Origin of the sequence: Clostridium sp. FP2 (assembly GCF_011065955.2) — a bacterium.
Taxonomy (GTDB): domain Bacteria; phylum Bacillota; class Clostridia; order Clostridiales; family Clostridiaceae; genus Clostridium_AD; species Clostridium_AD tagluense.
The window spans coordinates 4,569,251-4,594,308 of the sequence record NZ_JAAMNI020000001.1 but is presented as its reverse complement, the minus strand read 5'-3'; the positions used below and the strand labels follow the sequence as shown (position 1 = coordinate 4,594,308).

The window sequence follows — 25,058 nt, the reverse complement described above, 5'->3', positions numbered from 1 at the left end:
ACATTTATTTTCATATACCTAATCCCTATAAAACGATAATGATTATCAAGTAATATCTAATTTGATTGTATGCTTAGTGACTAATTTTGTCAATACCAATTTATTTTTTCTTATATTATGCTATAACAAAAATTATATATTGCTACAATGCTTTCATGTCGCCAATTAATATATATTTTTGTTAGCATAGTATAAGAAAAAATTCATAATTTACGGAAGAGCTATTATTTCCAAAGTCACAGTTAGCTTAAAAGTTAATTTCTTAGCATGTTGGGACTGTTTAAGGTAAATAAGTAATTGTATTTTGCACTATGCTTTATTTCATCCGTTATAATGTTGAAAAGCATATCTCTATAAATTGTAGATGGAAGACCTCTTCTGATTTCTCTATATCGTTCTATAGCGCTCAGTTCTCCAAATAAAGCTTTTTTTATACCAGCAAGGTAAGAAATAGGTTTTACAAATTCAGCATCTTCACCAGGCGGTACAAAGGAACCAGTTATGCTTCTATATATTTGTCTAAACATTTTATTATGTCCACGCTCATCATCTCTTATAGAAGCAATAATTTTCTTATCATCCTCTGTTGGGGCAATGCTTATTAAGTAATCATAGAATAATTCATCTTCTTTTTCACCTTGAACAGCTAATTTAATCCCTTCTAATGACTTTTCTAATAAATTCATATCATACATGGTATATGGGTTTGCAAACATTTTAACCCTCCTTTTAGTGCTTTTCAGGGAAAATAATTATAAAATCAATATTATATATAATATGAAGAACCCTTGTTATCTGTTACAGGGAGCAGTTACAAAAAGTATAATTATGAAGTATAATTGATATTATAATTTCATGGATTATTTATCTTAGTGAATTAAAGTATTGGAGATGGTTTTAAATTGAAAATAACTATAACAGGAGCCTTATATTCGGGCAAAAGCAGCGTTGCTAAGGCTATAAGTAAGGCGTTAGATTATACTTATTTTAGTGTAGGTGAACTACAAAGAAAGCTAGCGGTTGAAAAAGGAATATCTATAACAGAATACAATAAATATATGCTTGATAATAATTTAGATTGTGAAGTTGACAATAGGACTATAGAAATAGGAATAGAAAATGAAAATTTTATTTTTGATGCTAGACTTGCATGGAATTTTATACCCGATTCTTTTAAAATTTATCTAAAGGTAGATATTGATACTGCAGTGGAACGGGCTATGAAAAATGAAAGAGGTAAATCAGAGAAATATGCTTCAAAACAAGAAGCAAAGGAGAATATAATTGAAAGAAGGAGACTCGAGCTTAGCAGATTTAAGGATATTTATAATATAGATATAGATAGGGCGAGTAACTACGATTTAGTTATTGATACTTCTCATATCAGTATGGAAGAGGTAGTAGAAGATGTCTTAGATAAGGTGAGAAGAGTGAGTGAGAAAGTATAAAATTTCTTGGTGTATTATTAAGTGCAATCTATTTAAAGTTTGTTCCGCGAAATATAAAAATAAAAAACATTCATAAATTCCTTCAATAATTAATACTATTAATAGTGATTAGAGAACAATAAACCAAAAGGGGGATTTAAAATGGGAAAAGAATTTCGCGGTAGGGCTTTGTGGAAATTGCCATCGAGAGGAAGAGGAACTTGTCCTGTATGTAAGACTGAAAGAATAAAATTGTTGTATGATCTAATAATTATGGGTAGTGGTGAAAAAATTAAGGTTTGTAAAAGATGTCAGCATAAAAAAATAGATAGTCTTTAATAAAATAATAAAAGCATTAAATTTCTCCTGCATGCCTTGCAATAAGAACTTCAAATTGGAAATTTGATTGAGAAATTCTAATTGCAAGTCACTTTGGAGAAAGTCCATACTTGTTTTATTAATTGTCATCTGCCCTGGCCTGCTTACGGGGATTTGTAATGTAGTAGACTAAGAGTCTGTAAAATAATCTACAACGGGTTCATCCATTTGAACAATTTCATTATATACCTCCATTTTAAGTTACTATTAAAGTGTCCAAATTTATTGATACAACTTGATTTTTACCCAGAGATTTCGCTTGGTACAGTGCTTTATCCGCCTCTATAAACAAATAATCCAAATCTTGTATTGTTGGAGTAATGGAAGCAACTCCAATGCTTAAGGCTATAGGTATTGAACCTGATGCCCTAGTAATCATAGGATTGTTTTCTACAGCACTTCGTAGGGTTTCACCAATTATTTCTGCAGATTCAAAGGAGGTAGTGGGTAATAAAACAATAAATTCTTCACCACCAAAACGACCTAAAATATGACTATTACTTAAAGTTTCAGAGCAAATTTTAGAAAGATGCTTTAATACCAGGTCACCAGTATGGTGACCTAAATTGTCATTGATTTTTTTGAAATCGTCAATATCCATCATAATGCCTGAAATGGTCTGTGCAAATGATTTTGCTTTATCAAAGTTTATATTTGCAAGTTCAAAAAAACTGCGTCTGTTGTACAAGCTAGTTAGAGGGTCTATGCTAGCTAGCTGCTTAGTTCTACCATGTAGTTTAGCGTTTTCTATAGCCATTCCTGCATGGCATGCAAAGTATAAAGCTATGTCACAGTGATACTTAGTATAAATATTCTTTTGGGTTGAATCTAATGTTAAGATACCCACAATTTCGTTTTTAAACAGTATAGGTATTCCCATCCAACTTTCAATAATAAAATTATCTATAAATAGACTAAAACGAGGATCTTCTTTAACATCAGAAACTAATAATGTAGTTTTAGTTTTACATATTTCTTTAAATAGCTTGTCATCATCTTTATTAATAGAAATTATATATATATCTTCCACATTTTCAAATCCATTTCCGGCCATAACATTAAAACGGTTATTTTCTTCCATGAAAAATGAGGCACTGTCATAAGGTACTAATTCTTTTAAGTTTTCTAATAATTTATCTAAAACTTCTTGTAAATTCAAGGTAGAATTTAAGAGCAAGGTAACTTTTGTAAGTTTTTCTGCTAATAGATACTGTTCTTTTTCCTTAGATAAATTTTCTATTTTTCTGTAAGCTTTAGATTCATTCATTGCCAACATAAAAGCATTTAAAAATATGAGAAGTAAGAATCCTGATAGTGAATAGTCGTTGATATTATTCAAACCTAGATAACGTAGTATGGACATAGCGGTTATTGCAATGGGCACTAAACAAGTAATTGCAATAATTAAACTCCCCTGTTTTTTACTATGATATGATTTTAATATAATAAAAGCAGCATAAATAATCATTAACAAAGTGAATATTTGAAAAATCATAAGGAACTTTGAGGACAGTAGTGGGGATATAAAAATAGTAGTAGTTATAAAGAAAAAACAAAAAAGTTTGCAACCATTTCTAATCCATTTTGAATAATTATTTTTAAAAAGTATATGTATGTAATTTATCATAAAATAAACTCCAACATAAAAAGTTAAGTATTTTAGTTTAATCCCCAAGCTATAGCTTAAGTTATTATACATGGTGAAAAAGTATTTATTGCCAACAATTAAGGCTATTAAAGATAAAGTTATACAGAGGGCACCAAAATACAGTTTAGGAGTATCATCTGTTCTAAAAGCATATAACCATAATTGGTACAAGCCCATTATAAGCAATACACCGAAGTAAAGAATTTCAAGAGCGATGGAAGCCTCTCTTTTATTAGCCATTTGAGATTGTGTTCCTAGATAAATTTTGTCTTGGGTACCACCATTTCTAAAATTATAATTTGATATTTGAAGTACTAAATGAATTTTATTACTTTTATTCATAAAATAACTCGTTAGGGGTATAGTGCCTGGGCGTTCTGAAGAAGCGCTTGTACCAACAATTCCATTAGAGGAAAAGAGGTCTCCATTAACCCATAATTTATATGCAGATAACATAGAAGGTACACTTATTCCTAAAAGGGTGTTTTTATATTTATCATTTAATTTTATTGTTAAAGTATATGTAGCATAGCCATTAGAACTGTAATTTTTATTGTATTTATTCCACTCCATAGGCATTTCTATATAAGATGGAAGTGGGGAACTAGTAGCAAAATCTTCTGGTGTCAATAATTGCTGCCAGTAAAATTCCCATTGACCTCCAAGGGAAGTATAGCCATCTTTATGGAAATTCCAATTTGAAAGCTCTAATACACCTTTTTGAGCCTTAATATTGGATGAGGTATTTGCGTTGCTTAATTTATTTAATGTGAAAATTGCATATAATAATGCTGCTAAAATAATAATAGATAAAGTAATTATTAGTGATTTTTCTTTTTTTAGCATCATAATTTGCCTCCTATTGTATAGAATTAGCCTATTTTACATATTATAGTTATTATTTTATATTAATATTGTAAACTTGTCAGCACTTTTTCTCTAACTTAACATTTTTATGTATTGAAATTCATAATAGCTATTTATAATTAAAAAATTTTGTAATAAAAGAAGCATTATAAGCCAAATTATGATGAAATTAAATACTTTTATAATAGATGAAAAATATAGAAATAAAAAATTCACGCAAAGTTTACAAAATATGAAATCCATTACTTGAAAAAATCCATGATATACTTTAAAGAGATTTAATCACGTTAAGTGATTTTTAAGAAATGTGTTACATGGAGGTTATGAATGTATAAATTAATAGCAATAGATATGGATGGAACCTTATTAAGTGATGAAAAGAAAATTTCACCAGCAAATTATGAAGCAATACAACAAGCGAGAGAAAATGGAGTGAAAGTCGTAATAGCATCAGGAAGACCGTTAGTTGGTTTTAAAAAATATTTAGAACAACTTAACTTAGTTTCCGAGGATGATTATGCAGTAGCTTTTAACGGAGCACTTGTTCAAAGCTCTCAAGGTGGGGAAATAATATCTAAAACAACATTAACTCTCCAAGATTATAAAGATTTGTATGAGCTAAGCAAAGAGCTAAATGTTAATATACATGCATTAACAGAGACTAGTGTGATTTCTCCTAAAGATACTATATACACTAGGGGAGAGGCTGAAATGAATGGTATTTCTAACGAAATAATTGCTGTGGAAGATGTAGCTGTAGATACTACTATAGTAAAAGTCATGTTTGTGGACAAGCCAGAAATAATAGAGGAAATAATGCAAAAGATTCCTGAAGAGGTAAGTAGCAAGTATACAGTAGTTAGAAGTGCACCTTTCTACTTAGAGTTTCTTGATAAATCAGTTAATAAAGGTGCAGGAGTAGCGGCCCTTGCAAAAAAACTTAATATTAAGCAAGAAGAGGTTATATGCATAGGTGATGCAGGCAATGATATTCATATGATTAAATATGCTGGACTAGGAGTTGCTATGGGAAATGCCTTCCCAGAAGTTAAAAAAATCGCCAACTTTATAACTAAAACTAATGAAGAAGATGGAGTAGCATATATAATTAATAAGTTCATTTTGAATGGCGAAGAAGCTTTTGCAGTATAATTAATATTAAATAATAATGGTTGTTGACAATAAGATTTAATTAGTATATAATAAAAACATAGAAACTGTTAATTCAGTTTGTATTGATCATCTTTATCCCCCCAGTTAAAGACAAAATTAATACAAAAAAACTTTTTCAAACAAATATCGAAAAGCTAGTAAGAGTCCAATTACTAGCTTTTTTTATTTATAAAAAATCACAATTTGGCCCTAAAAATCTGTAAACTGCTTTGGAATTCTGATATAATACAAAGGAATACAGAGGGGGAATTATAGTGAAAAAAAAGGATTTAATATGGATAGGGGCATTACTAATAATTATTTTTTTATTGGCATTTCCATGGACTAATGAAATATATACATTAGCTAATAAAGCACATCCTTACATAATGGGATTTGTAAAGGTTTCCATTTTAGCTACAATGGGAGAGCTTTTAGCACTTAGAATAGTCACTGGAAATTATAAGAAACCTGTAGGAATTATATATAAATTTATAGTTTGGGGATTTTTGGGTATAGGGTTTGTTATAGCTTTTGATTTATTTGCAAATGGAGTAATTGGTTCAATGAAGAAGGGGTTATTGCCTAGTGGTGTGCCTGATACTTTTTCAGCTAAATTATTATTTGCATTTTTTACAAGTGCTTTTATGAATTTAATCTTTGGACCTACATTTATGACCTTACATAGGCTTACCGATACATATATAGATTTGGGTCATGGAAAGTTTAGTGAGATTAAAAAAGTTAAGCTTAGAGCTGTAACGGACAAAATAGATTGGTATGGGTTTATGAGTTTTGTTATTTTTAAAACTATCCCCTTTTTCTGGATACCAGCACATACAATAACTTTTTTATTGCCAGGTGAGTATAGAGTTCTTATGGCTGCATTTTTATCCTTGGCTTTGGGTATAATTTTAGCTTATTCAAAAAGGAAAAATGTTAAAATTGTGTAGGGGATAACAAAGTATTAAGTTTCTCCTGCGTGCCTTGCAATAAGAGCTCGGGACTAGAAATTCCATTAAGAAATTCTAATATTTTGCTAATATAAAATTCTCTAGCACTCACACTCGCCTTCCTGGCTCGGGTTCGCTAGCCTGCCGTCCTGGCAGGCTTACGAGAATTTTATATTCGCAAAATATGAATTTCCAAATGGAATTTCAATAGTCTTTTCGCTTCTTATTGCAAGTCACTATGGGGAAATTTCATGATTGCCATTCCTCAGGGGGACATAATAATTATTAATAGGTAGGCGTCTTGAGTTGCTTATAGAAATCAAATTTTAGAATGAAAGTATTTAAAAGATGTGCAGGGTTTATACCTAAAAGTATATAAGGAGAGTATAATATTATGGGGTTTTACGAGGGGGCACTAAGTAAGATAAATAGAGGAGGAAACTGGGATATGATAGTTATCGATGGAGTAGTTGGAGTAGGGAAGACCACACTTATGAATATAATGGCAGAAAAGGGCTATGTGCGTTTTGAGGAGCCAGTGGTGGATAATCCTATATTAGAAAAATTTTATTATGACAGAGAGAGATATAGTTTTCCACTTCAAATATTTTTCCTTAATAAAAGGTTTAAGCATATTAAGGAAGCTTCAAAAGTAAAAGATGCAGTTATGGATCGAAGTATTTATGGAGATGTGATTTTTGCTAAAATGTTAAAGGATTCAGGTGAGATGTGCAATGAAGAATTTGAGTTATATGCTGAACTGTTCGAGAATATGATCGAACATTGTAAGGCGCCAAAACTACTTGTATATCTTGAAACATCTGTGGATGCAGCTATGGATAAGATAAATAAAAGAGGCAGAGAGTATGAGAAAATTGTGGAACGTGAATATTGGGAAAAGCTAAATTCTAATTATAGAGCTTATTTTGAGCAATATAATATATCACCAATTTTAAAGATAAATGTGGAAGGATTAGATTTTGAAAATAATGAAAAAGATAAAAAATATGTGCTAGGGATTATAGAGGGGGCACTGGGAAAAATAAAGTAAGAAATCGCCGGAGTGCCTTGCAATAAGAGTTTGGAACTGGAAATTCCATAAATAATATTTAACCGGTATTTTAAGTACACTTTTGGGTATTCCCAATGATTATAAATATACTATAATATTGTTGTACTGTTTGTTTATGAGGAGTATAATAGGGTATATAGACTTGGAAAATATTTAAGTCTTGTGAGGGAATAAGCGAACAGCCCCGCACTCTCGCCTAGGAGACAATAAATATACTGGGAGCTTAGCCGATTAGGGCATAAAATACTAATATGCTGTTCATTTTATTAGAATATATGTTTTTTTAGGAGTCTTAACTTTTATTAGTTAAGACTTTATTAGTATCACAAGGCATTATAAAATATTTATACTTAGGATAGTTTTTTACGACATTCCTTATGGAGGGAATATGCTAACTACAGATGAGCTATTAAATTTAAATAGGTTACCCAAGATTTCTGAAATTTCTTTGAAGCTTTTGCAAGAGTTTTATGATATATATATTTGCCCTAACATATATATGCTCCAGCTAGAAAACAAGGATATAATAAAGTTGGAATTTTTAGATGTTAATCTTTGTCATTTGATGGGATTCCAACATATAGTGCCCTATAAGTCAAAAAAATTCTATAGTGGTGAAAATGGTTATATGGGTGTTTTTAATGAGGATATAACTATTAAAAAGTTAAGAAGCATAGATGAAAGAAAATTTTCTAGAGATAAGGACAAAATTCTTTGCTTTTCATGCATTTATAAACTATTGAGGCATTGTGAAATTATAAGATTTAATAATATTACAGGCCATTCTAAGGTATCTTGCGAATTTATCCTGTATGATACTCACTATGGACGTAGGATACATCTGGGTATTGAAAAGGATGAGAAAAGAGAAATGTACTATCCACGTACTTTAATCGTTGAAAGAGACAATGGTGATAGGTTTATTATTGATCAAGAGTACATAAAGATTATAAATACGAAAATCATTTCTAAACACCCTTTTAAATCAGAATTAGAGGTTGCAGCAACTATTGAGGGTAAGCAACAAGGAAAGAAAAATAAAATATTAAAAAGAAAAAACAAGCAAATTTAGAAGTTATATTTCTAGATTTGCCTGTTTTTAATTTATAGAAAATCAAGAAAATTTATAAATTCTATGCTTAAATATTTTACCTCTTATGTTAATCCGCTCATCTTATCTCTTCTATTTTGCTGCTTTTCTTTCATGTTATCTAAGGCTTCAATATCCATATGATCTTTGTTATGAGCAATGTATCCTTTAGCAAAGATATAGTTTTTTTCTAGATCTTTTGACTCATTAGAGCGTATTTGTTGTCCGCTTATAATTTTATCCTTTAATATTTCAATGTTGTATTCTCTCTCAGCTTGTTTTTCTCTTGATTCATTAACTTTTTGAGGTGAAGCAATGTCAGAGTGCTCTTCAAGATGTCGCTTTGTTCTAGTATGGCTTTCTACTAAGTTTTCAAGTTCCTCTATTCTATTAGCTTTTTCGATTTTATTACGGTCTTCGCTGACGTATTTATCTTTATTACGTGGCATGAAAAGGCCTCCTTTTTTTAATTCATATTTTTTAGTTTTGGTTTTTTAACCTATTATAATACTAGGGAATGATTGGAGTTTAACATTTAACATTTTCCTCAAAATCTTGTAAAGGTTGCATTGCAATCTATAAATTTTATTTAAAAGCGATATAAGTATATACATTATCACCAAGGAATAGTAAGATAGGCATTAATTGTTGCTATTTTCAAAGAAAAAGAGTTAGGAGTGTTAAAATGTCGAAAATGAAGAAGATTATATTGATTTTTATCTGTTTACCAATTATAGGTGGAGCGTTATATGGTGCAATTTATGTGAGTAAAGTAAATGGAAAATCTGTACAGGATATAAATGTTAAGGTCGGAAATATAAATAAAACTAATAAAGTAGCAGAAAAGCTAATACCAAAAGGCAAGGTTGTAACTAAAAAAGAAGTTAAAACCCCAGTCATAGCAAAAACAAAGGTTAAAACCCAAGAATATAAGAAGGCTTTGAAAAAACAATCTGATATGGTTGTTGTTATAGACCCAGGACATGCAAGTGTTACTAGTATGGAAAAAGAGCAGCAGGCTCCAGGTTCTAACATAATGAAAATAAAGGAGCCAGGTGGGGCTGAGGGTATTAACACAAAAACTCCCGAGTACTTGGTTAATATGGGAGTATCAGTTAAACTAAAAAATTTATTAGAAAAAAAAGGCTATAAGATAATAATGACTAAAACAGAAAATAAACAAATGTTAGGGAATATTGCAAGGGCGAAGATTGGGAATACGGCTAAGGCAGACTTAGTTATAAGAATTCATGCGGATTCAAATGATAATTCAGTTGTTAAGGGAGCATCAATGCTGGTGCCAGCAGATAGCAAAAGCACAAAGGCTATATATAAAACAAGTAAAAGATATGGAGAAATAGTTCTTAACAATTTAATCCACGGCGTTGGTATAAAAAATAGAGGTGTTGTGGAGAGAAGTGATCTTACAGGTTTTAATTGGTCGGTGGTTCCTGTTATTTTAGTGGAAATGGGTTTTCAATCTAATATAGAAGAGGATAAGCTACTATCAACTGAAAATTATCAAAATAAACTATCCAAAGCATTATCAGAGGGGATTGATAAGGCGTTAATGCAATAAGAAAAGAACACATAAGACAACTAAGTCTTATGTGTTCTTTTCAACGTTGACACCTAAAGGATATCTAGGACTTCTTTTATTGATTTTGAACTTTCGATAGCACTTATTAGTTTAGCTGAAGATTTATTATCTCCTATTAGAATACCACCAGTTATGATGTTTTCAGTGAAGAATAATTTTTTGTATATTTTGTTTGCATCATCCTTTAAGGCAATAGCAACAGATCCTTCTTTTGAAATTTCGCCTACGGACAATAATTCAAGGCCCATAGCATTAAAGGAAATGGCGCTTAGGGAGATGGATAAGTCTTTACTTTCTCCTACTGCATTCATACCTGCAGCTTTACCCATTTCTACAGCAGCAGGCCAATTACCATACACTCTACCTTTGAATTCTGCAATGTCTCCACAGGCATAGATGTCTTTAACATTAGTTTCCATTCTATCATTGATTAGTATGCCTCTGCTCGTAATTATATTAGTTTTATGGGCTATATTTTTATTTGGTGCAATACCTGTTGAAAATAGCACAAGGTCTGCCTCCAGTGTTTTTCCGCTTTTGAGCTTAATAGAGGAAACTGATTTTTCACCTACTATAGAGGTTACGGAATCGGAAAGTATAACTGTGATATTTTGGTTTTCAACTGCAGTCTTAAGTATAAGGCTACTTTCACTATCTAATTGCTTAGTAAGTAGGGAATTACTGACTTCCACCACACAAACATCTAGACCAGTCTTGCTTATTTCATAAGCCGCTTCAAGGCCTAAAAGTCCGCCACCTACAATTACTACATTTTTTGCGGTTTTCATTTTACTTCTAATAGCTTCTAAATCCTTTAGATTTCTTAAAGTGAAGACACCTGGTTTATCTACTCCATCTACAGGAATCATGAAGTTTTGACTTCCATTTGCTAAAATTAGCTTATCATAGCTAACAGCGCTGCCATTTTTAAGTAATATATTTTTTTCTTCAGGATTTAAACTTTCAACCTGAACTCCTAAAGTAAGGATAATGTTATTATCTACATACCACTGTTTTGGAGACAGATAAAAAGTATCTTCTTTAAGATTTTCACTTATACCATCAGAGATGGAAGGTCTATAGTATGTTAAGTATGGTTCATCTGAGATTATTTCTATTTCGCATTGCTTATTTCTTTTTCTTATGGCATCAGCAGCATAATATCCAGCAGCACCGTTACCGATGATTAGGAATTTTTCTTTTTTATCAGAACTAAAGGTTACTACATCTTGTGATACTTGAATAAACTGATCGGCACTGGCTCCACAAGCAGGGCATATTTCAGGTGGGTTTGGTCCATCAAATTCTTCTCCGCAAACTACACATTTCCATCTTTTTTGTGTAGAAGGCTTTACTGGGCAACTTGTTATTTTGAGTTTTTCAGCTATTTTCTCTGCAAAAGACTCTCCAAATTTGAAGGCGAAGTTTAAATCTCCTTCTGTGGGTTTAAAATTATACTTCATGGAAGGATATAAATCTAGATTAATTTGTTTTAATCTATCTTCTATATTTGGAACAGCTTCTCCACTCCAGCCATAAGAACCAAATGCAGAAGCTACTTTTCCGCCATGAACTATAGGGTTTAGATTTATTAAAATATCCCATATTGGTTTTAGTGCGTCTCCATTCATAGTAGGGGAACCAAAAATTACTCCCTCAGATTTATCTATACTATTTAAAATATCATTCATATCGCTATGTATAACATCATACATGTTAACTTTAAAATTACAATAAGTCTTTATGCCTTGCTCTATTTTTTTAGCCACAGCCTCAGTGTAGCCATAAGCTGATACGTAGCATAATGTGATTTGTGGCTCCTGGGAAGATTCTCTTGGAAGGCTCCACTCTTTGTAGTAATTTACTATATTCCAAGGGTCTTCTCTTAAAATAGGGCCATGTCCTGGACATATAATATCTATTGAAAGGTCTTTGATTTTATCTATAGCCTTTAATACATAAGGTTTGAAGGGGGACATAATACCATCAAAGTAGTATTTTAAGGCTTCCCTATAATTTTCATCGCTTTGGTTTAAGTCATTGTACATTTCGGCATTACAGTAATGACTTCCAAAGGAATCACAAGTTATAAGAACTTTGTCCTCTACAACATAGGTAAACATTGAATCCGGCCAGTGAAGAAAAGGTGCTGAAATGAAGGATAAGGTTTTGTTTCCAAGATTTATAATATCTCCATCTTTTACAGTTATGTATTCAAAATCTCTATTTACAATTTGCTTAAGAAAATTAATTGCTGTAGCTGAACCAACTACTTTAGCATTTTTAGAAATTTCTAAAAGTTTACCAACTGAACCTGCATGGTCTGGCTCCGTATGATTAACTACGATATAATCAATGTTCTCTATATTGATGTCTAAAGACTTTAATCTTTCCAGATATTCATCAAAAAATTTCTCTTTTACTGTTTCGAATACCGCAATTTTTTCACTGCCGCGAGCTACATAAGAGTTATAAGTAGTGCCAAAAGGGGTATACATAACTATATCAAAAATTCTAAGATTGGGGTCTAGTGCACCCACCCAATATATATCTTTTTTCACTTCTAATGCCTTCATTTACAACACTCCTTTAATTACTATTGAAAAATAATAGTTATTATTTAACATTATAATATAGGCGTATTTAGAAAGCAATAATAATTTACCCCGTAAATGCAATTTCCTTTTACAGTGAACACATTTTATGCTATAGTTTCTACTGTATTGTTTAACGAAATATTTGCAGAATTATAAAAAGTAGGAGGAGTACAAATGAGAGATTTTGTTATTATGACAGATTCTTGCTGTGATTTGCCAAAGGAATATATTTATGGGAATAACATACCATTTGCTATGTTACCATTTAGTTATAATGATAAAGAGTACTTAGATGATTTTGGACAAAGTTTAAGTCAAAAACAGTTTTTTGATGATCTTAGGGAAGGGGCACTTCCAAATACCTCTCAAGCAAATTCTGAAAGCTTCTACAACATGTTTGAACCTGCTGCTAAGCGTGGGCAGGATATAATTTATATTGGAGTTTCGTCAGGTCTTAGCGGAACCTATAATAGCGCTAATATTGGAAAGACTGCTATATTAGAAGAGTTTCCAAGTGTCATAATATATATTATTGATGTGTTAACAGCATCACTTGGTCAAGGACTTATGGTTAGAAAAGCTGTAGAAATGAAAAAGGTCGGATGCACCGCAGAGAAAATAGTGTGCGAAATAGAAAAAAATATACAAAATTTAAATACATATATTACTGTGCAGGATTTGAATTTTTTAAAAAGAGGCGGAAGAATATCTAATGTAGCGGCTACATTAGGGCTAGTTCTGCATATAAAACCTATACTTACGCTTAACCAGATTGGACGTGTAATGCCAGTGTTCAAGGTTCGTGGTCGTAAAAAATCCATAACTAAGCTTGCAGAAATAGTAAAGGATAAGATTATAGATCCTGAAACTCAAAGCATAGCTATCTGTCATGCAGATTGCTACGAGGAAGCTGTAAGACTTAAAGAGGAGATACTGGAAAAGGTTAGTGTTAAAGAAGTACTTATTCATTACATTGGACCAGTGGTGGGAAGATTTAGTGGGACAGGGGCTTTGGCAGTGTTTTTTATTGGTGAGAGTAGACAACATCATGTAATCGATATTTAGAATTGTGAATATACAGTTAAATATTATTTTATTTATAATATCACTTGAAAGTAAGTAATCATAATACTTATAATAGTATTATAAATAATAAATTAAGTATCAAAAAAAGACTAGTATAGTGACTAGTCATTTTTTTTGAAGATACATTAAGAAAAAAATGTAAATAAGGAGAATTTTTTATGGAATGGTTAAAAGTAGTATTACTGTCGGCAGTACCTCTTATTGAGATGAAAGGGGCTATACCTCTTGGAATATATGAGTATCATATTAATCCAATAGCAGTATTTTTGTTAAGCTTTTTTGGAAGTTTGCTACCGGTTCCTTTTGTGTTAATATTTTTTAATAAAATATTTGACTTTTTAGGAAAATATAAATTTTTTAGTGGCTTTTATAATCTAATTGATAGAAAGATAAGCAAAAATAAAGCTAAGTTTGAAAAATTTGAAGAAATAGCGCTTATAACATTTATTGCAATACCTCTTCCAACTACAGGAGTTTGGACGGGAACTGCAATAGCTGCTTTTTTAAAGCTGGATTTTAAAAGATCTGTTATGTGTGCAGTTGTGGGATCTTTTTTATGCGGAGTTATTATTACAGGTTTAGCTGTAGCTGCTCCAGCTTTTTTGAAAATGCTTTAATAAATGATCTCTTACCTAATGGTGAGGGATTTTTTTCTTAGGTTATGCTATATTTCTAAATCGATTTCAATAGTTTTTTTCTTTTATATTGCAAGTCATTACGTTGAAATGTCACACCTAGTAATAGCTACTATTTTAAAACTGATAAAACAGTAACAAGTAGAAATATTAATGTTATATTTAAAAAGACCACTATATGTGATATATTTACAGTAAAGAATTTATAAGTCGCTAAATGTAAATATATAAGCTAATGGGGGGTTTTAAAATGGATACAAAGAAATTCGAAGAATTTAGAGGCAAAATCAAGGAGAATATAGGTAAAGTTATAGTAGGCAAAGGAGACAGTGTAGATAAAATTATAGTAGCTTTTATATGTTCTGGGCATGTGCTTATTGAGGATGTTCCTGGACTAGGAAAAACGAAGCTTGCGAAGAGTCTTTCAAGCTCTATGAATTGCAATTTTAAGAGAATACAGTTCACACCAGATTTACTACCATCAGATTTAACTGGGATATATTATTATAATCAAAAGAATCAGGACTTTGAGTTTAGGTCTGGACCACTACTCAGTCAAATAGTTTTAGCCGATGAAATTAATAGGGCTACACCTAGAACACAGTCAGCACTTTTAGAGTGTATGGAAGAAGGGCAAATTACTGTGGAGGGTAATACTATAAAACTCCAAAGGCCATTTTTCGTAATTGCTACTCAAAATCCAGTGGAACAGTTTGGAACCTTTCCATTACCAGAGGCACAATTAGATAGATTTTTTATGAAGCTTTCATTAGGGTATCCAGATGCCAGCGAGGAGAAAGCTATGATGAATAGATTTATGACAGCGGATCCATTAAATGACCTTCAGGCTGTGATTACTATGGAAGATATAGAGTATGTTCAAAATAATTATACTATGGTACATGTTAGCGAAGAAATAAAAGATTACATAATAGCAATAGTTAGTGCTACAAGAGGTCATAAGGAAGTGGAGCTTGGATGTAGTCCAAGAGCTACACTAAATATGATGAAGGGAAGCCAAGCACTTGCGGCTGTGCGCGGGAGAGACTATGTAATTCCAGAGGATATAAAGGAACTTGCAGTTCCTATCTTAGGCCATAGATTAATGCTTAAGAACGATTTAGGACAGGGAAATAAGAGTAAATCACTTATAGAAGAAATAATAAGTACTATTCAAGCTCCACTCGAAAAGTTATAGGGGGGCAAACTATGTTTATACAATTTGCTCTGATATTGGCCATATTAACTATTATTTTTTTTATAGGTGAGTATACACGAAAAAAAGGGTTTGATAACCTGAAAATTAGTAGAAATATTGATAAAGATAGAGTATTACCTGGTGAGGAATTCAAACTAACTACAACCATTGAAAATAATAAATGGCTACCTATATCATTTCTAATGTTAAGTGAAAAAATGCCAGGGGATATAGAATTTGTATCAGACAGTAATAAATTTAAGGAAGGGGCGGATTTGTGGCATTTAAGTAAATACACTATAAGTTGGTATGAAAGAAAAAGAAGAATTTGTAAATTGAAGTGTAACAAAAGGGGAGCCTACATCTTAAGAGATATTAATGTCACTGTAGGAGATTTATTTGGACGCTCTGCAGAAACAGTAGCAGTAGAAGACTTCCTAGAGATTTTGGTTTATCCTAAACTTATTAATATGAATAATGTTGAGTTTGCAAATACCAATTTACAAGGTAATAATTATGTTAAGAGATGGATTCATCAAGACCCATTATATATTAAAGGCATAAGAGAGTATAACGTAGAGGATAGAATGAAGGATATTCATTGGAAATCTAGTTTGAAAATGGACAGGCTTATGGTAAAAGAATACGATTTCACATCAGATAGAGACCTTACAATAATAGTAAACGGTCAATGTGGTGAGCCTTATTGGGGTACCATTCAACCAACACTTATAGAAAATGGAATTACAGTGGCGGCATCACTGGCGTCTAAAGCCATTAAAGAAGGCGTACCTTCAGGAATGTGGACTAACTGTCAATTAATGGGAATGCAAACGAAAATTATTAATGAAATTTCACCTGATATTAATGCTCTTAGAAAAATAATGGAACTTAGTGCCAGGATGAGTTATAGTATTACTATTAAATTTAGTGATTATTTAAGAAGTAAAATAAAAGATTTAAATCCAAATTCTACTTATGTAATTATTACGCCATATTTAGATGAAGACAGTGTTGGTATTTTATCTAAATTGAAAAGAAAGGGCATTTTAATTAAAATAATAGATGTTTCTTTAGAATCCACTGTGACCCACATTTCAGGTATTGAAAAGATTGATTGAGTAGTCACGGAAACTAATATGTAAAACTTGAATTTGTATAGAGCCATATAGGACTATAAGTTTTATGCTAAGAGAGCAGTTAGTGATAAAAATAGTCATAGCAAACAAGCCTGCACGATGCAGGAATTTTCAGAAAAAAGCATTTGATTGTTAAACAGCTACACTAATAAATTTAAAATACTAAAACCTGAAATTTTAAGTCTTGCATCTAGATGAATATTAATTCCAGCAATCATAGTCATAAATGAATAACGTTTTTTACCATATATTCGTAAAGAATGAATCCTATAATCATTTAGAATACGATTATTTATACGTTCTGAGCAGGTTCTAGTTTTATAAATAGTTGTCCATTGTTTTGAGCCGCGAGGCACAGGAGTAAACAACCGCAAATCCCATGATGGTTTAGTGTAGATTACTCGCCCATAAGGTGAAGGTGAGCATTGTTCACGGCAAGAGCAACTAGCAACCTTTTTTAAAACTAAAGGGCAACGCCATTTAAGGCGTGAACGACTTTTTTCATAACCGTTATAGACCATTTCATGGACACCAATGCAGATAGGAAATCCTTTTTCATTAATATCTAGAGCAACTGGATATTTAGAATTTCCTTTGTTTTTGGAGTTCATGTCAATAAAAGGATTAATGTTCCATTTAGAGCATAATTCATATGTAGCATAGTTATCGTTAGCTGAGTCAAGAACATAATTTGATATAGAGAACTGCGGTAACAGTTCTCTAAATTCAGCTAATGCGACTATTCCAGTGACACTGTCGTGTCTGCTTGCTTCTACAAATCGTAGATAAATAGGTAGATCAATCTTGTATTTCTTGTTATAAGCAGATAAAGCATAGAGCGTGTAGCCGTAAAACCAACGATTTTCATGACTGTCCCAACCCCAGGTAGCATTTATGTCAGAAAGTCTACGAGGGCATTTGCAATCGTAAATTCCATTTTGACGGCAGTCACAAACTTTAGAACCATAGTAAGAAGATTTACAGTGAACGCAAGTACCATCACCAGCAACTGTGAGTTTATCTTTTTCTATTAGGTTAAGATTAAAAGATGGCTCTACAGCAACTAATGAGAATATTTTTTGAAGCAGCCTTTCGGCTCTTAGTGAAAATGAGCGACCAGCTTCAAAAAAATCTGAAATTCTTTTAACAACACCTGGTTTTTTATTAGGAAGCTTTTTATTTTTACCGGGTTCTTTGGTTTTAGCGGGTTTCTTCTTATACGGATATGTATTTTTTAGTTTTATTCTGTCGATAGACAGACTTGAGAGCCATAATCTAGAGATAAAATCATAATGAGCACCAATTGATGGGACATTATTTTCAGTGCAGCCAATACAGGTTGCAAGTAACTCACTTGCATGAAGCTTTTTAACCCAGTTGGTAATGCTTGTTTCCTTTTGAAAAAGCATTAAAGAAAATGAACGAAATATTTCAGGTTGAAGAGAAGCGGGTCTACCAATATTAGAATAATAAGGTTTTAATATCTCTCTAAGAATATCTAAGTCTAAGCAATACAACTTAGATATAGAAGGTTCAAGTTGTATAATTTTTTTAGGAAAAACTTTGTAGAAACATGAGAGATTTGAAATAATAAATTGCTGATAATCAGCATGAGAGCTCCAATTTTTAAGCATAAAATAATCCTCCTATTAAAACATGTCTTTAAGAGGAGGACCGCAAAATTTTACAGACTTGTCAAGTGTTTTATGCAAAAAAAGTGGGGGAATCAACAAAAATTAATGATACTAAAAATGAGTAATCACAGGAGCTAAGGAGTTTCCGTGAAAGCTCTGATTATAAAGGGGGGATTACGGTATGAGCTGGTATAGAAAAGTAAAAAGTATGTATAGTATAAGCTTTGTTACTATTTCTTTTATAATTTGGTCAACTTTAAGTAAATGGTTATTTGAAAATCTAGTGGATTATAAACTGTTTTTAATAACCTTGTGTACTGTTTTTTTTACACAATATCTTAATAGCGTGAAGTTAAAAAAGAATCTTTTTATACTAGTGATTTTGGGACTTAATATAGTAATGTCTTCCATGTTTTTCAAAGGGCAAATCATTTTTATAAATACAATTTTCTTGTTATTTATGGCTTTAATAACTTATTCATTGGAGGATAGCCCTATTGATTACTCTCAATATAAAGAAGATATAAATAAGTCTATGGTAGTTTTAGTGTTTATTTGGATGATTTCCTTTACGTTAGGAAGTGACTTTGTAAATGCAATGTATAGGTTTCATGTTCTCTATATAATCATGATTATTATACTTATGAGGGAAACTCGAAGATATATATATTCGGTTAAGAGCAATACATCTATAGTTACGAATATAATTATAGGTATATCAGTACTTACATTATCTTTAGATTTTGCTAACAAAATTATTGCGAAGGTATTAGATATGCTAATAAAGTTAGCAGGTTTAATTCTAGTTCTAATAACATCACTTTTAACTACAATTTTCGGCGTACCAATGAGTTTTATTTCTGAGATGCTAAGGAAACTTATTTTAAGACGTAATATTTCTGAACCAAAGCAAAACATAATAAATGGGAATTTGAATAAGCAGCAGGTTGCGCTTAAATATCAAGATATTAATATACCACCTTCCATTATTTTAATTTTTAAAATTCTAATTTTACTACTTATTTTATATGTAATATATAAATTTTTATCAAGATTTAGAAATAAAACAAGAATTTATAATGGATTTGTAGAAGAAAAGGAAAGAATTGTTAAAGAAAAGGACAAAAAACATTGGGTTAAAAACTTATTTGGTAAAATTTTTCGAGGTGGTGAAAGTAATAGAGATAAGATTCTCCACACATATAAAGGCTTTGAGAAAATAACTGAGGGGGCAGATATTTATAAGCCTTATATGACTGCCTCGCAACTAAAGAATGTAACTAAAATTAATGTGGATAATTCTGATAACTTAGATGAGATGACACTAGTATATAACGAAGCTAAATTCTCATTGCATACTATGACTCAGGAAAATGTGGAGAGCGTTAGAAAGGGACATAGTAACATTAAAAAGCAACTATAAAGTCAAAACACAGGAAAATAAATAACAAGTCAGTATGCTAGTATACTTGACTTGTTATTTATTTTCCTGTGTTTTAGTATAGTTTGAATTTAATTAGCCACACTAAATAGAGAGGACTTAAAATTCTCAACTAATTTATTATAGTGGGGGCCATAGGGTTATGAGTGACATAGATTACAATAATAAGAATTATCTAAATAAGGCTTATAAAAATTTTTCAGAGCTAGTGTATGTTGTGTCTACTAAAGAACTGCAGTATTTTATTACAAAGGGCGAATTCACTAGTTTTTTCAACTATAAAATGAGGAAAATGTTATCAGAAATTAGTGATCAGAAAAATGGTTTATTAGATGCTAGCATTTTTTTTAACACAGAGGGTGAAATAACTTTGATAGATGCCGAAATAATCGGTAAATTTATCCAGGATAATTATGTGTTAAAAATGCTAGAGTATTATAAAAATACTTCATTAAATAAAATTATTAGAGAGGTAGTTAATGGTAGTGAAAAAGCAAAAGGCGATTATATTTTAATTTCGTACTCTATACTATACAATACCTTAAATGAATTATACAAAACTATTAGTTGTAAAAAAGCTAATACTATTGTGTATAAAAATCGTTATGAACTAGAGGGATATTACAAGGAAGATTGTACTATGGTTATTGCAGTATTATTAATATTGGAAGATTTATGTAAATACATTGGTGTGGATAGGCACAAAATGCTAAAAGAAATAAAGGGAAAAAAATACAAATAACATTATTGGATTAAAAAATATATAAAACATTTATCGAAATAAAAGAATATTATGCTAAATATTTACAAAATAATTATATTTTTCATTATATTATGGGCCAAATAAAAAATAGTTGCAACTTTTCAAAATATATTCAATTTAAAATATAAAAACTTTTAGATATATTTATCATGATTTCGACAAAATAAGCTAATGTGTATACAATGATATGCATGTGGATACTTTGTTAATAATAACATTATGGGCACAAAAGGTTGAAGTTGTCAGTTTTAAGAGATAATACATTTGAACCCATTTCATGAAATGACAGATTTTTCTGAAAAATAATGTTACTATATTTTCAATAACATAACACAAGGGGGACGAATATGGTAGTTTTAGAAAGTTTATCTAAAAAAGTAACAGAGGTTGATGTAAAGCATAATTATTTTTATAGATTAGTAAAGAGTCAGGTTTCTGTTTCAATGGATAATGAATCTACTGAAGTACAAGCCTATGGTATTGAGATTGAAAGACAAGACATCATTGATGATACAGTGGTATTTATAGAGAGGGATTGCGTTGAAAACATAAGTCCTCAAAGACATAAGGTTAAAAATCTTATAAAAATGCTATATGAAAATACAGTATCACCTATTCACATGATTGATATACTAGGTGACTATATAGATGAGTATATTAGCGATTTTGATGAGATGCTAAAAAATATTGGTACTTGCTAATATTTTTAAAAATCGCCATGGGCTCTGGTGACTTTAGTAATGAGTTAGTGGCGATATATTATTAAACTAAGATGGCGAGGAGGTTTCTCCTCTTTTTGTTATATAAAAAAATTATAGCTTGATAATAGAAGTATATAGGATAAAAATTTTGTTATTATTTTACTAATAAAACATATTGTCAATACCCACTACCCTAAAGGTATAGTAGATTCCTGCTAAGTTTTTATTAATAATACTATAAATAATTATAATTTTATTATATTATTGTAGTATTAGTAAAGTTAAAATATGTGTTTAATCAAATATAAAAATTATAGTGTACAGATTAAAGATTGGGAGTGATAGTTTTGATTATTGGAGTAGGTACTGATATTATTGAAATACGTAGAATAAAAAATGCTATGGTCGCCAACAATAGTTTTTTAGAAAAAATTTTTACAGCAACTGAATTAGAATATCTTAAAAGTAGAAATTTGAGGCCGGAATACGTGGCTGGAAGATTTGCGGCTAAAGAAGCAGTAGCTAAAGCATTAGGTACTGGATTTAGGGGGTTTGATTTTAGAGATATTGAAATTGACAGGACAACCCTTGGAAAACCAATAGTAATTTTAAAAGGCAAAGCAAAGTTAATAGCTAAAAAAGAGGGGAAGTATAACATTCATCTTAGCATATCTCATGGGGAAGATAGTGCAATTGCTTATGCTATATGGGAAGTTGAAAAAAATGAGGAAGTGTAAAAATAGACAAGGATAATGATTTATTGTCATTATTAATTTTTGTAATAGTATGAAAGAAGTAGTAATAGTATTAGTAGTAGAGTGATTTGTTATGGTACATAACAGGGTTAAACCTATCTGCTCTAGAGAAATGCTAGGAGGATAACAATGAAAAAAAAATTACTGGTACTTTTAATACTTTTACTTACTTTGAGCTTCACACTAATGACTTCTTGTAATAAAAAACCTAAGAATACTAATGATCTTTTAACTTTTTTGAAAAACATGGAAAGTTATACTACAGAAATGAACATGGATATAAAGAATGATAAGCAGACCATTAACTATAAGGCAAGGCAGTCCTATTTGAGAGGAGGCGGATACAAACTAGAGCTAAACAATAGCAGAGTATTTATTTATAAAGCAAATGAGAATATTTATATTAGTGATAAAAATAATGGAGCGAAGTATGTACAGAGCAAAGATTTTGACGAAGTACTTAAACTTTGTTTTATTGGAGAATACATAGGATTATTGTATACCAATGAGGAAATAAAATATTCAATTGAAAAGATTAATGACATTGAATATTCAGTAATCGATTTATTTATACCTGGTGGCAACAAAAATATTAATAATGCATTGCTGTATGTTAATACTAAAAGTATGATACCAGAAAAATTGGTTATTTACGATATTAAGGGTAAAGAAAAAATTAACATAACATATTCGAATTTTCTTCCAAACGTAAGAATAGAACCATCAGAGTTTTTAACGACATTTCAGAAGAAAAGTATCCCATTTCTATAAGTGGGAGTTACAAGCTACGACAAAAAGTAAATTTCAATAACAGATGAGGTGAAGATCATGTTTAGACATTTAAGGCCTGTATGGGCAGAGGTTGATTTAGATAAATTAGCTTATAATATGAGAGAAATTAGAAGAGTAGCTAGAAGTGCAAATATCATAGCAGTTGTAAAGGCAGACGCCTATGGTCACGGAGCTATAGATGTGGCTCCAGTGCTCCTGCAAAATGGTGCTAATAGACTAGCTGTAGCTGTAGTAAGTGAAGCAGTGGAGCTTAGGCGTTCAGGCATAGAATGCCCAATAATGATTTTAGGGTTTACACCACCAAATTTAATAGATGATTTATTAAAATATAACATTGAACAAGCTGTATACTCTTATGAATTTGCAAGTGAATTATCAAAAATGGCTCACAAGAAAAATAAAATAGCTAAAATTCATATAGTTGTAGATACAGGTATGGGCAGGATAGGTTATCTACCAAATGATGAAAGTGTAGAAGAAGTATATAATATTAGCAAGCTACCTAATATAATTATAGAAGGCATGTTTTGTCACTTTTCTTCTGCGGATGAAGAGGATAAGACTTATACCTATAATCAAGTTAGAAAATACAATTATTTTTATGAAAAGTTGAAAGAGAAAAAAGTGAACATAAATATAAGACATATGGCCAACAGTGCTGCTATTATAGATTTACCAGAAACACATTATGAGGCAGTACGACCAGGAATAATATTATATGGATATTATCCTTCTGAAGAGGTGAATAAGGACAATATAAATTTAAAACCTGTAATGACATTAAAAACAAATGTAGTACACATAAAAAGTTTGCCACCTGGAGAATACGTGAGTTATGGAAGAAAGTTTAAAACGGAAAGAGAAAGTATTATAGCTACACTTCCAGTTGGCTATGCGGATGGATATACAAGGCTCCTATTTGAAAAGGGGAAGGTTATTATAAATGGAAGCTTTGCTCCAGTAATAGGTAGAATTTGCATGGATCAATGTATGATTGATGTTACTGATATTTCTGGAGTGAAGATTGGTGATGAGGTTATACTAATGGGTGAAGATGAGAATAATAAGTTTACAGCGGATACAATAGCGCATCTAATAGGAACTATAAACTATGAAATAGTTTGTATGGTTGGCAAAAGAGTTCCGAGAGTCTACATTAGCGAAGGTAAAGTTGTGAAAATAAGAAATTACGTGTAATATTAATGTATTATATGTAAAATAAACTATTTATGTGTAAAAATCCTGTTGTAAAAGGGTGAAAATACCCATAATTTCTTTGACAGATTGACATAGGTTGAATTATAATATATTTTGTACATATTGTTGTTTAAGCAAATGGGAGGTATTAAATTTTCTATGTCAACTTCAAAGAAATTAGTAGTAAACCTATCAGAAACACTCTATATTGAATTTAATAAGGCACTCCAGAAAGATTCTAAAAAAAGAAGTGAATTTTTTAGGGAAGCTATAATACTATATATTGAGGAAAAGAAAAGACTCAGTTATATAGATGAAATGAAACAAGGTTATTTAGAAATGGCTGAATTAAATTTAGAAATAGCTGACATGGGTTTTGAAATTGATATTAAAGATTTTAAAGATTACGAAGTTAAGCTTTCGGAGAGTGATTTGTCTAATGACAACAATAGTGAAAAGAGGAGATATATTTTATGCTGATTTGAGTCCGGTTGTAGGCTCAGAACAAGGTGGGGTTAGACCAGTAATTATAATTCAAAATGATATTGGCAACAAGTACAGTCCCACTATTATAATTGCAGCTATTACGTCACAGATAAATAAGGCAAAACTCCCTACTCATGTTGAAATTTCTTCAGAAGAGTATGGGTTAAATAAAGATTCAGTAGTTTTGCTAGAACAAATAAGAACACTGGATAAAAAAAGATTAAAAGAAAAAATTGGTCATATGACTGATAGCGATATGAAAAAAGTAGATACTGCGATTTTAATTAGCGTAGGTTTATAAAATAAAATAAGGGCAATCATTGCCCTTATTTTATTTTATGGAATAATAGCTTAATGTAATTTAATAAAACTATAACTTTTTAAATAATACTATAGTTATTTAATTATTTTTGTAGAATTTCTAAGAAATATGTTGTTATAGTGTAT

Annotated in this window: 24 protein-coding genes; 19 read left to right on the top strand and 5 right to left on the bottom strand. The window is 30.8% G+C overall.

Translation table 11 applies throughout. The features are described 5' to 3' along the window. Positions 1 to 254: 254 nt before the first annotated feature. Positions 255 to 716, bottom strand: coding sequence for a ferritin-like domain-containing protein (locus tag G9F71_RS21675; RefSeq protein WP_164950762.1), 462 nt, complete (start codon positions 714 to 716; stop codon positions 255 to 257). A 186-nt stretch (positions 717 to 902) separates the two neighbouring features. Between G9F71_RS21675 and cmk the strand changes: the two genes are divergently transcribed. Together cmk and G9F71_RS21665 are read left to right on the top strand one after the other, a co-directional pair. Next, entirely contained in the window at positions 903 to 1,448 is a 546-nt protein-coding gene (cmk, locus tag G9F71_RS21670) for a (d)CMP kinase (RefSeq protein ID WP_164950763.1), read from the top strand. Between the two features lie 141 nt (positions 1,449 to 1,589). Further along, the gene (locus G9F71_RS21665) at positions 1,590 to 1,766 is read left to right on the top strand and encodes a hypothetical protein (RefSeq protein WP_164950764.1); all 177 of its coding nucleotides are present in this window, start codon (positions 1,590 to 1,592) and stop codon (positions 1,764 to 1,766) included. A 235-nt stretch (positions 1,767 to 2,001) separates the two neighbouring features. On the opposite strand, the gene G9F71_RS21660 is transcribed toward G9F71_RS21665, so the two are convergent. Next, entirely contained in the window at positions 2,002 to 4,302 is a 2,301-nt protein-coding gene (locus G9F71_RS21660) for a diguanylate cyclase (protein WP_164950765.1), read from the bottom strand. A gap of 345 nt (positions 4,303 to 4,647) precedes the next feature. On the opposite strand from G9F71_RS21660, the gene yidA reads away from it, so the two are divergent. From yidA to G9F71_RS21640, 4 genes are all read left to right on the top strand, one after another. Further along, positions 4,648 to 5,472 (top strand): sugar-phosphatase, encoded by an 825-nt coding sequence (gene yidA / locus G9F71_RS21655; RefSeq protein WP_164950766.1) that lies wholly within the window; start codon positions 4,648 to 4,650, stop codon positions 5,470 to 5,472. 275 nt (positions 5,473 to 5,747) lie between these two features. Next, entirely contained in the window at positions 5,748 to 6,425 is a 678-nt protein-coding gene (locus G9F71_RS21650; protein ID WP_164950767.1) for a hypothetical protein, read from the top strand. A 394-nt stretch (positions 6,426 to 6,819) separates the two neighbouring features. Further along, positions 6,820 to 7,476, top strand: coding sequence for a deoxynucleoside kinase (locus G9F71_RS21645; RefSeq protein WP_164950768.1), 657 nt, complete (start codon positions 6,820 to 6,822; stop codon positions 7,474 to 7,476). Positions 7,477 to 7,885: 409 nt separating this feature from the next. Further along, positions 7,886 to 8,569: a hypothetical protein gene (locus G9F71_RS21640; RefSeq protein WP_164950769.1), complete on the top strand. Its 684-nt coding sequence runs from the start codon at positions 7,886 to 7,888 to the stop codon at positions 8,567 to 8,569. A gap of 83 nt (positions 8,570 to 8,652) precedes the next feature. Here G9F71_RS21640 and G9F71_RS21635 read toward each other — a convergent pair whose 3' ends face one another. Next, a complete protein-coding gene (locus G9F71_RS21635; protein WP_164950770.1) occupies positions 8,653 to 9,036 on the bottom strand; it encodes a hypothetical protein in 384 nt (127 codons plus the stop codon). A gap of 236 nt (positions 9,037 to 9,272) precedes the next feature. On the opposite strand from G9F71_RS21635, the gene G9F71_RS21630 reads away from it, so the two are divergent. Further along, positions 9,273 to 10,166, top strand: coding sequence for an N-acetylmuramoyl-L-alanine amidase (locus G9F71_RS21630; RefSeq protein WP_224626543.1), 894 nt, complete (start codon positions 9,273 to 9,275; stop codon positions 10,164 to 10,166). A gap of 53 nt (positions 10,167 to 10,219) precedes the next feature. Here G9F71_RS21630 and G9F71_RS21625 read toward each other — a convergent pair whose 3' ends face one another. Beyond that, the gene (locus tag G9F71_RS21625; RefSeq protein ID WP_164950771.1) at positions 10,220 to 12,763 is read right to left on the bottom strand and encodes an FAD-dependent oxidoreductase; all 2,544 of its coding nucleotides are present in this window, start codon (positions 12,761 to 12,763) and stop codon (positions 10,220 to 10,222) included. Positions 12,764 to 12,958: 195 nt separating this feature from the next. Between G9F71_RS21625 and G9F71_RS21620 the strand changes: the two genes are divergently transcribed. The 4 genes from G9F71_RS21620 (at position 12,959) to G9F71_RS21605 (ending at position 16,824) form a co-directional block, all read left to right on the top strand. Further along, positions 12,959 to 13,849, top strand: a complete 891-nt coding sequence (locus G9F71_RS21620; RefSeq protein WP_164950772.1) for a DegV family protein — start codon at positions 12,959 to 12,961, stop codon at positions 13,847 to 13,849. Positions 13,850 to 14,028: 179 nt separating this feature from the next. Next, on the top strand, positions 14,029 to 14,487 hold the full coding sequence (locus G9F71_RS21615; protein ID WP_164950773.1) for a COG2426 family protein: 459 nt from the start codon (positions 14,029 to 14,031) through the stop codon (positions 14,485 to 14,487). 268 nt (positions 14,488 to 14,755) lie between these two features. Beyond that, complete coding sequence (locus tag G9F71_RS21610; RefSeq protein WP_164950774.1) at positions 14,756 to 15,703, top strand: AAA family ATPase; 948 nt, start codon at positions 14,756 to 14,758, stop codon at positions 15,701 to 15,703. A gap of 11 nt (positions 15,704 to 15,714) precedes the next feature. Continuing rightward, positions 15,715 to 16,824 carry a DUF58 domain-containing protein gene (locus G9F71_RS21605; protein ID WP_164950775.1) on the top strand — a complete coding sequence of 370 codons (1,110 nt, stop codon included), beginning with the start codon at positions 15,715 to 15,717 and terminating at the stop codon, positions 16,822 to 16,824. Between the two features lie 158 nt (positions 16,825 to 16,982). Here G9F71_RS21605 and G9F71_RS21600 read toward each other — a convergent pair whose 3' ends face one another. Beyond that, a complete protein-coding gene (locus tag G9F71_RS21600) occupies positions 16,983 to 18,476 on the bottom strand; it encodes a hypothetical protein (protein ID WP_164952553.1) in 1,494 nt (497 codons plus the stop codon). A gap of 181 nt (positions 18,477 to 18,657) precedes the next feature. On the opposite strand from G9F71_RS21600, the gene G9F71_RS21595 reads away from it, so the two are divergent. The 8 genes from G9F71_RS21595 to G9F71_RS21560 all read left to right on the top strand — a co-directional run bounded on the left by G9F71_RS21595 (position 18,658) and on the right by G9F71_RS21560 (position 24,912). After that, entirely contained in the window at positions 18,658 to 19,899 is a 1,242-nt protein-coding gene (locus G9F71_RS21595; protein ID WP_164948691.1) for a hypothetical protein, read from the top strand. Positions 19,900 to 20,059: 160 nt separating this feature from the next. After that, positions 20,060 to 20,659, top strand: a complete 600-nt coding sequence (locus G9F71_RS21590; RefSeq protein WP_164948690.1) for a hypothetical protein — start codon at positions 20,060 to 20,062, stop codon at positions 20,657 to 20,659. Positions 20,660 to 21,027: 368 nt separating this feature from the next. Continuing rightward, positions 21,028 to 21,381 carry a DUF6514 family protein gene (locus tag G9F71_RS21585; protein WP_125005256.1) on the top strand — a complete coding sequence of 118 codons (354 nt, stop codon included), beginning with the start codon at positions 21,028 to 21,030 and terminating at the stop codon, positions 21,379 to 21,381. 347 nt (positions 21,382 to 21,728) lie between these two features. After that, positions 21,729 to 22,118, top strand: a complete 390-nt coding sequence (gene acpS / locus G9F71_RS21580) for a holo-ACP synthase (protein WP_164948689.1) — start codon at positions 21,729 to 21,731, stop codon at positions 22,116 to 22,118. Positions 22,119 to 22,265: 147 nt separating this feature from the next. After that, positions 22,266 to 22,907: a germination lipoprotein GerS-related protein gene (locus tag G9F71_RS21575; RefSeq protein WP_164948688.1), complete on the top strand. Its 642-nt coding sequence runs from the start codon at positions 22,266 to 22,268 to the stop codon at positions 22,905 to 22,907. Positions 22,908 to 22,964: 57 nt separating this feature from the next. After that, positions 22,965 to 24,125: an alanine racemase gene (gene alr, locus G9F71_RS21570; protein WP_164948687.1), complete on the top strand. Its 1,161-nt coding sequence runs from the start codon at positions 22,965 to 22,967 to the stop codon at positions 24,123 to 24,125. 159 nt (positions 24,126 to 24,284) lie between these two features. Further along, the gene (locus G9F71_RS21565; RefSeq protein WP_125005264.1) at positions 24,285 to 24,605 is read left to right on the top strand and encodes a CopG family transcriptional regulator; all 321 of its coding nucleotides are present in this window, start codon (positions 24,285 to 24,287) and stop codon (positions 24,603 to 24,605) included. Next, the gene (locus G9F71_RS21560) at positions 24,565 to 24,912 is read left to right on the top strand and encodes a type II toxin-antitoxin system PemK/MazF family toxin (protein ID WP_125005266.1); all 348 of its coding nucleotides are present in this window, start codon (positions 24,565 to 24,567) and stop codon (positions 24,910 to 24,912) included. The genes G9F71_RS21565 and G9F71_RS21560 overlap by 41 nt, the downstream gene beginning before the upstream one ends. The last annotated feature ends 146 nt before the right edge of the window (positions 24,913 to 25,058 follow it).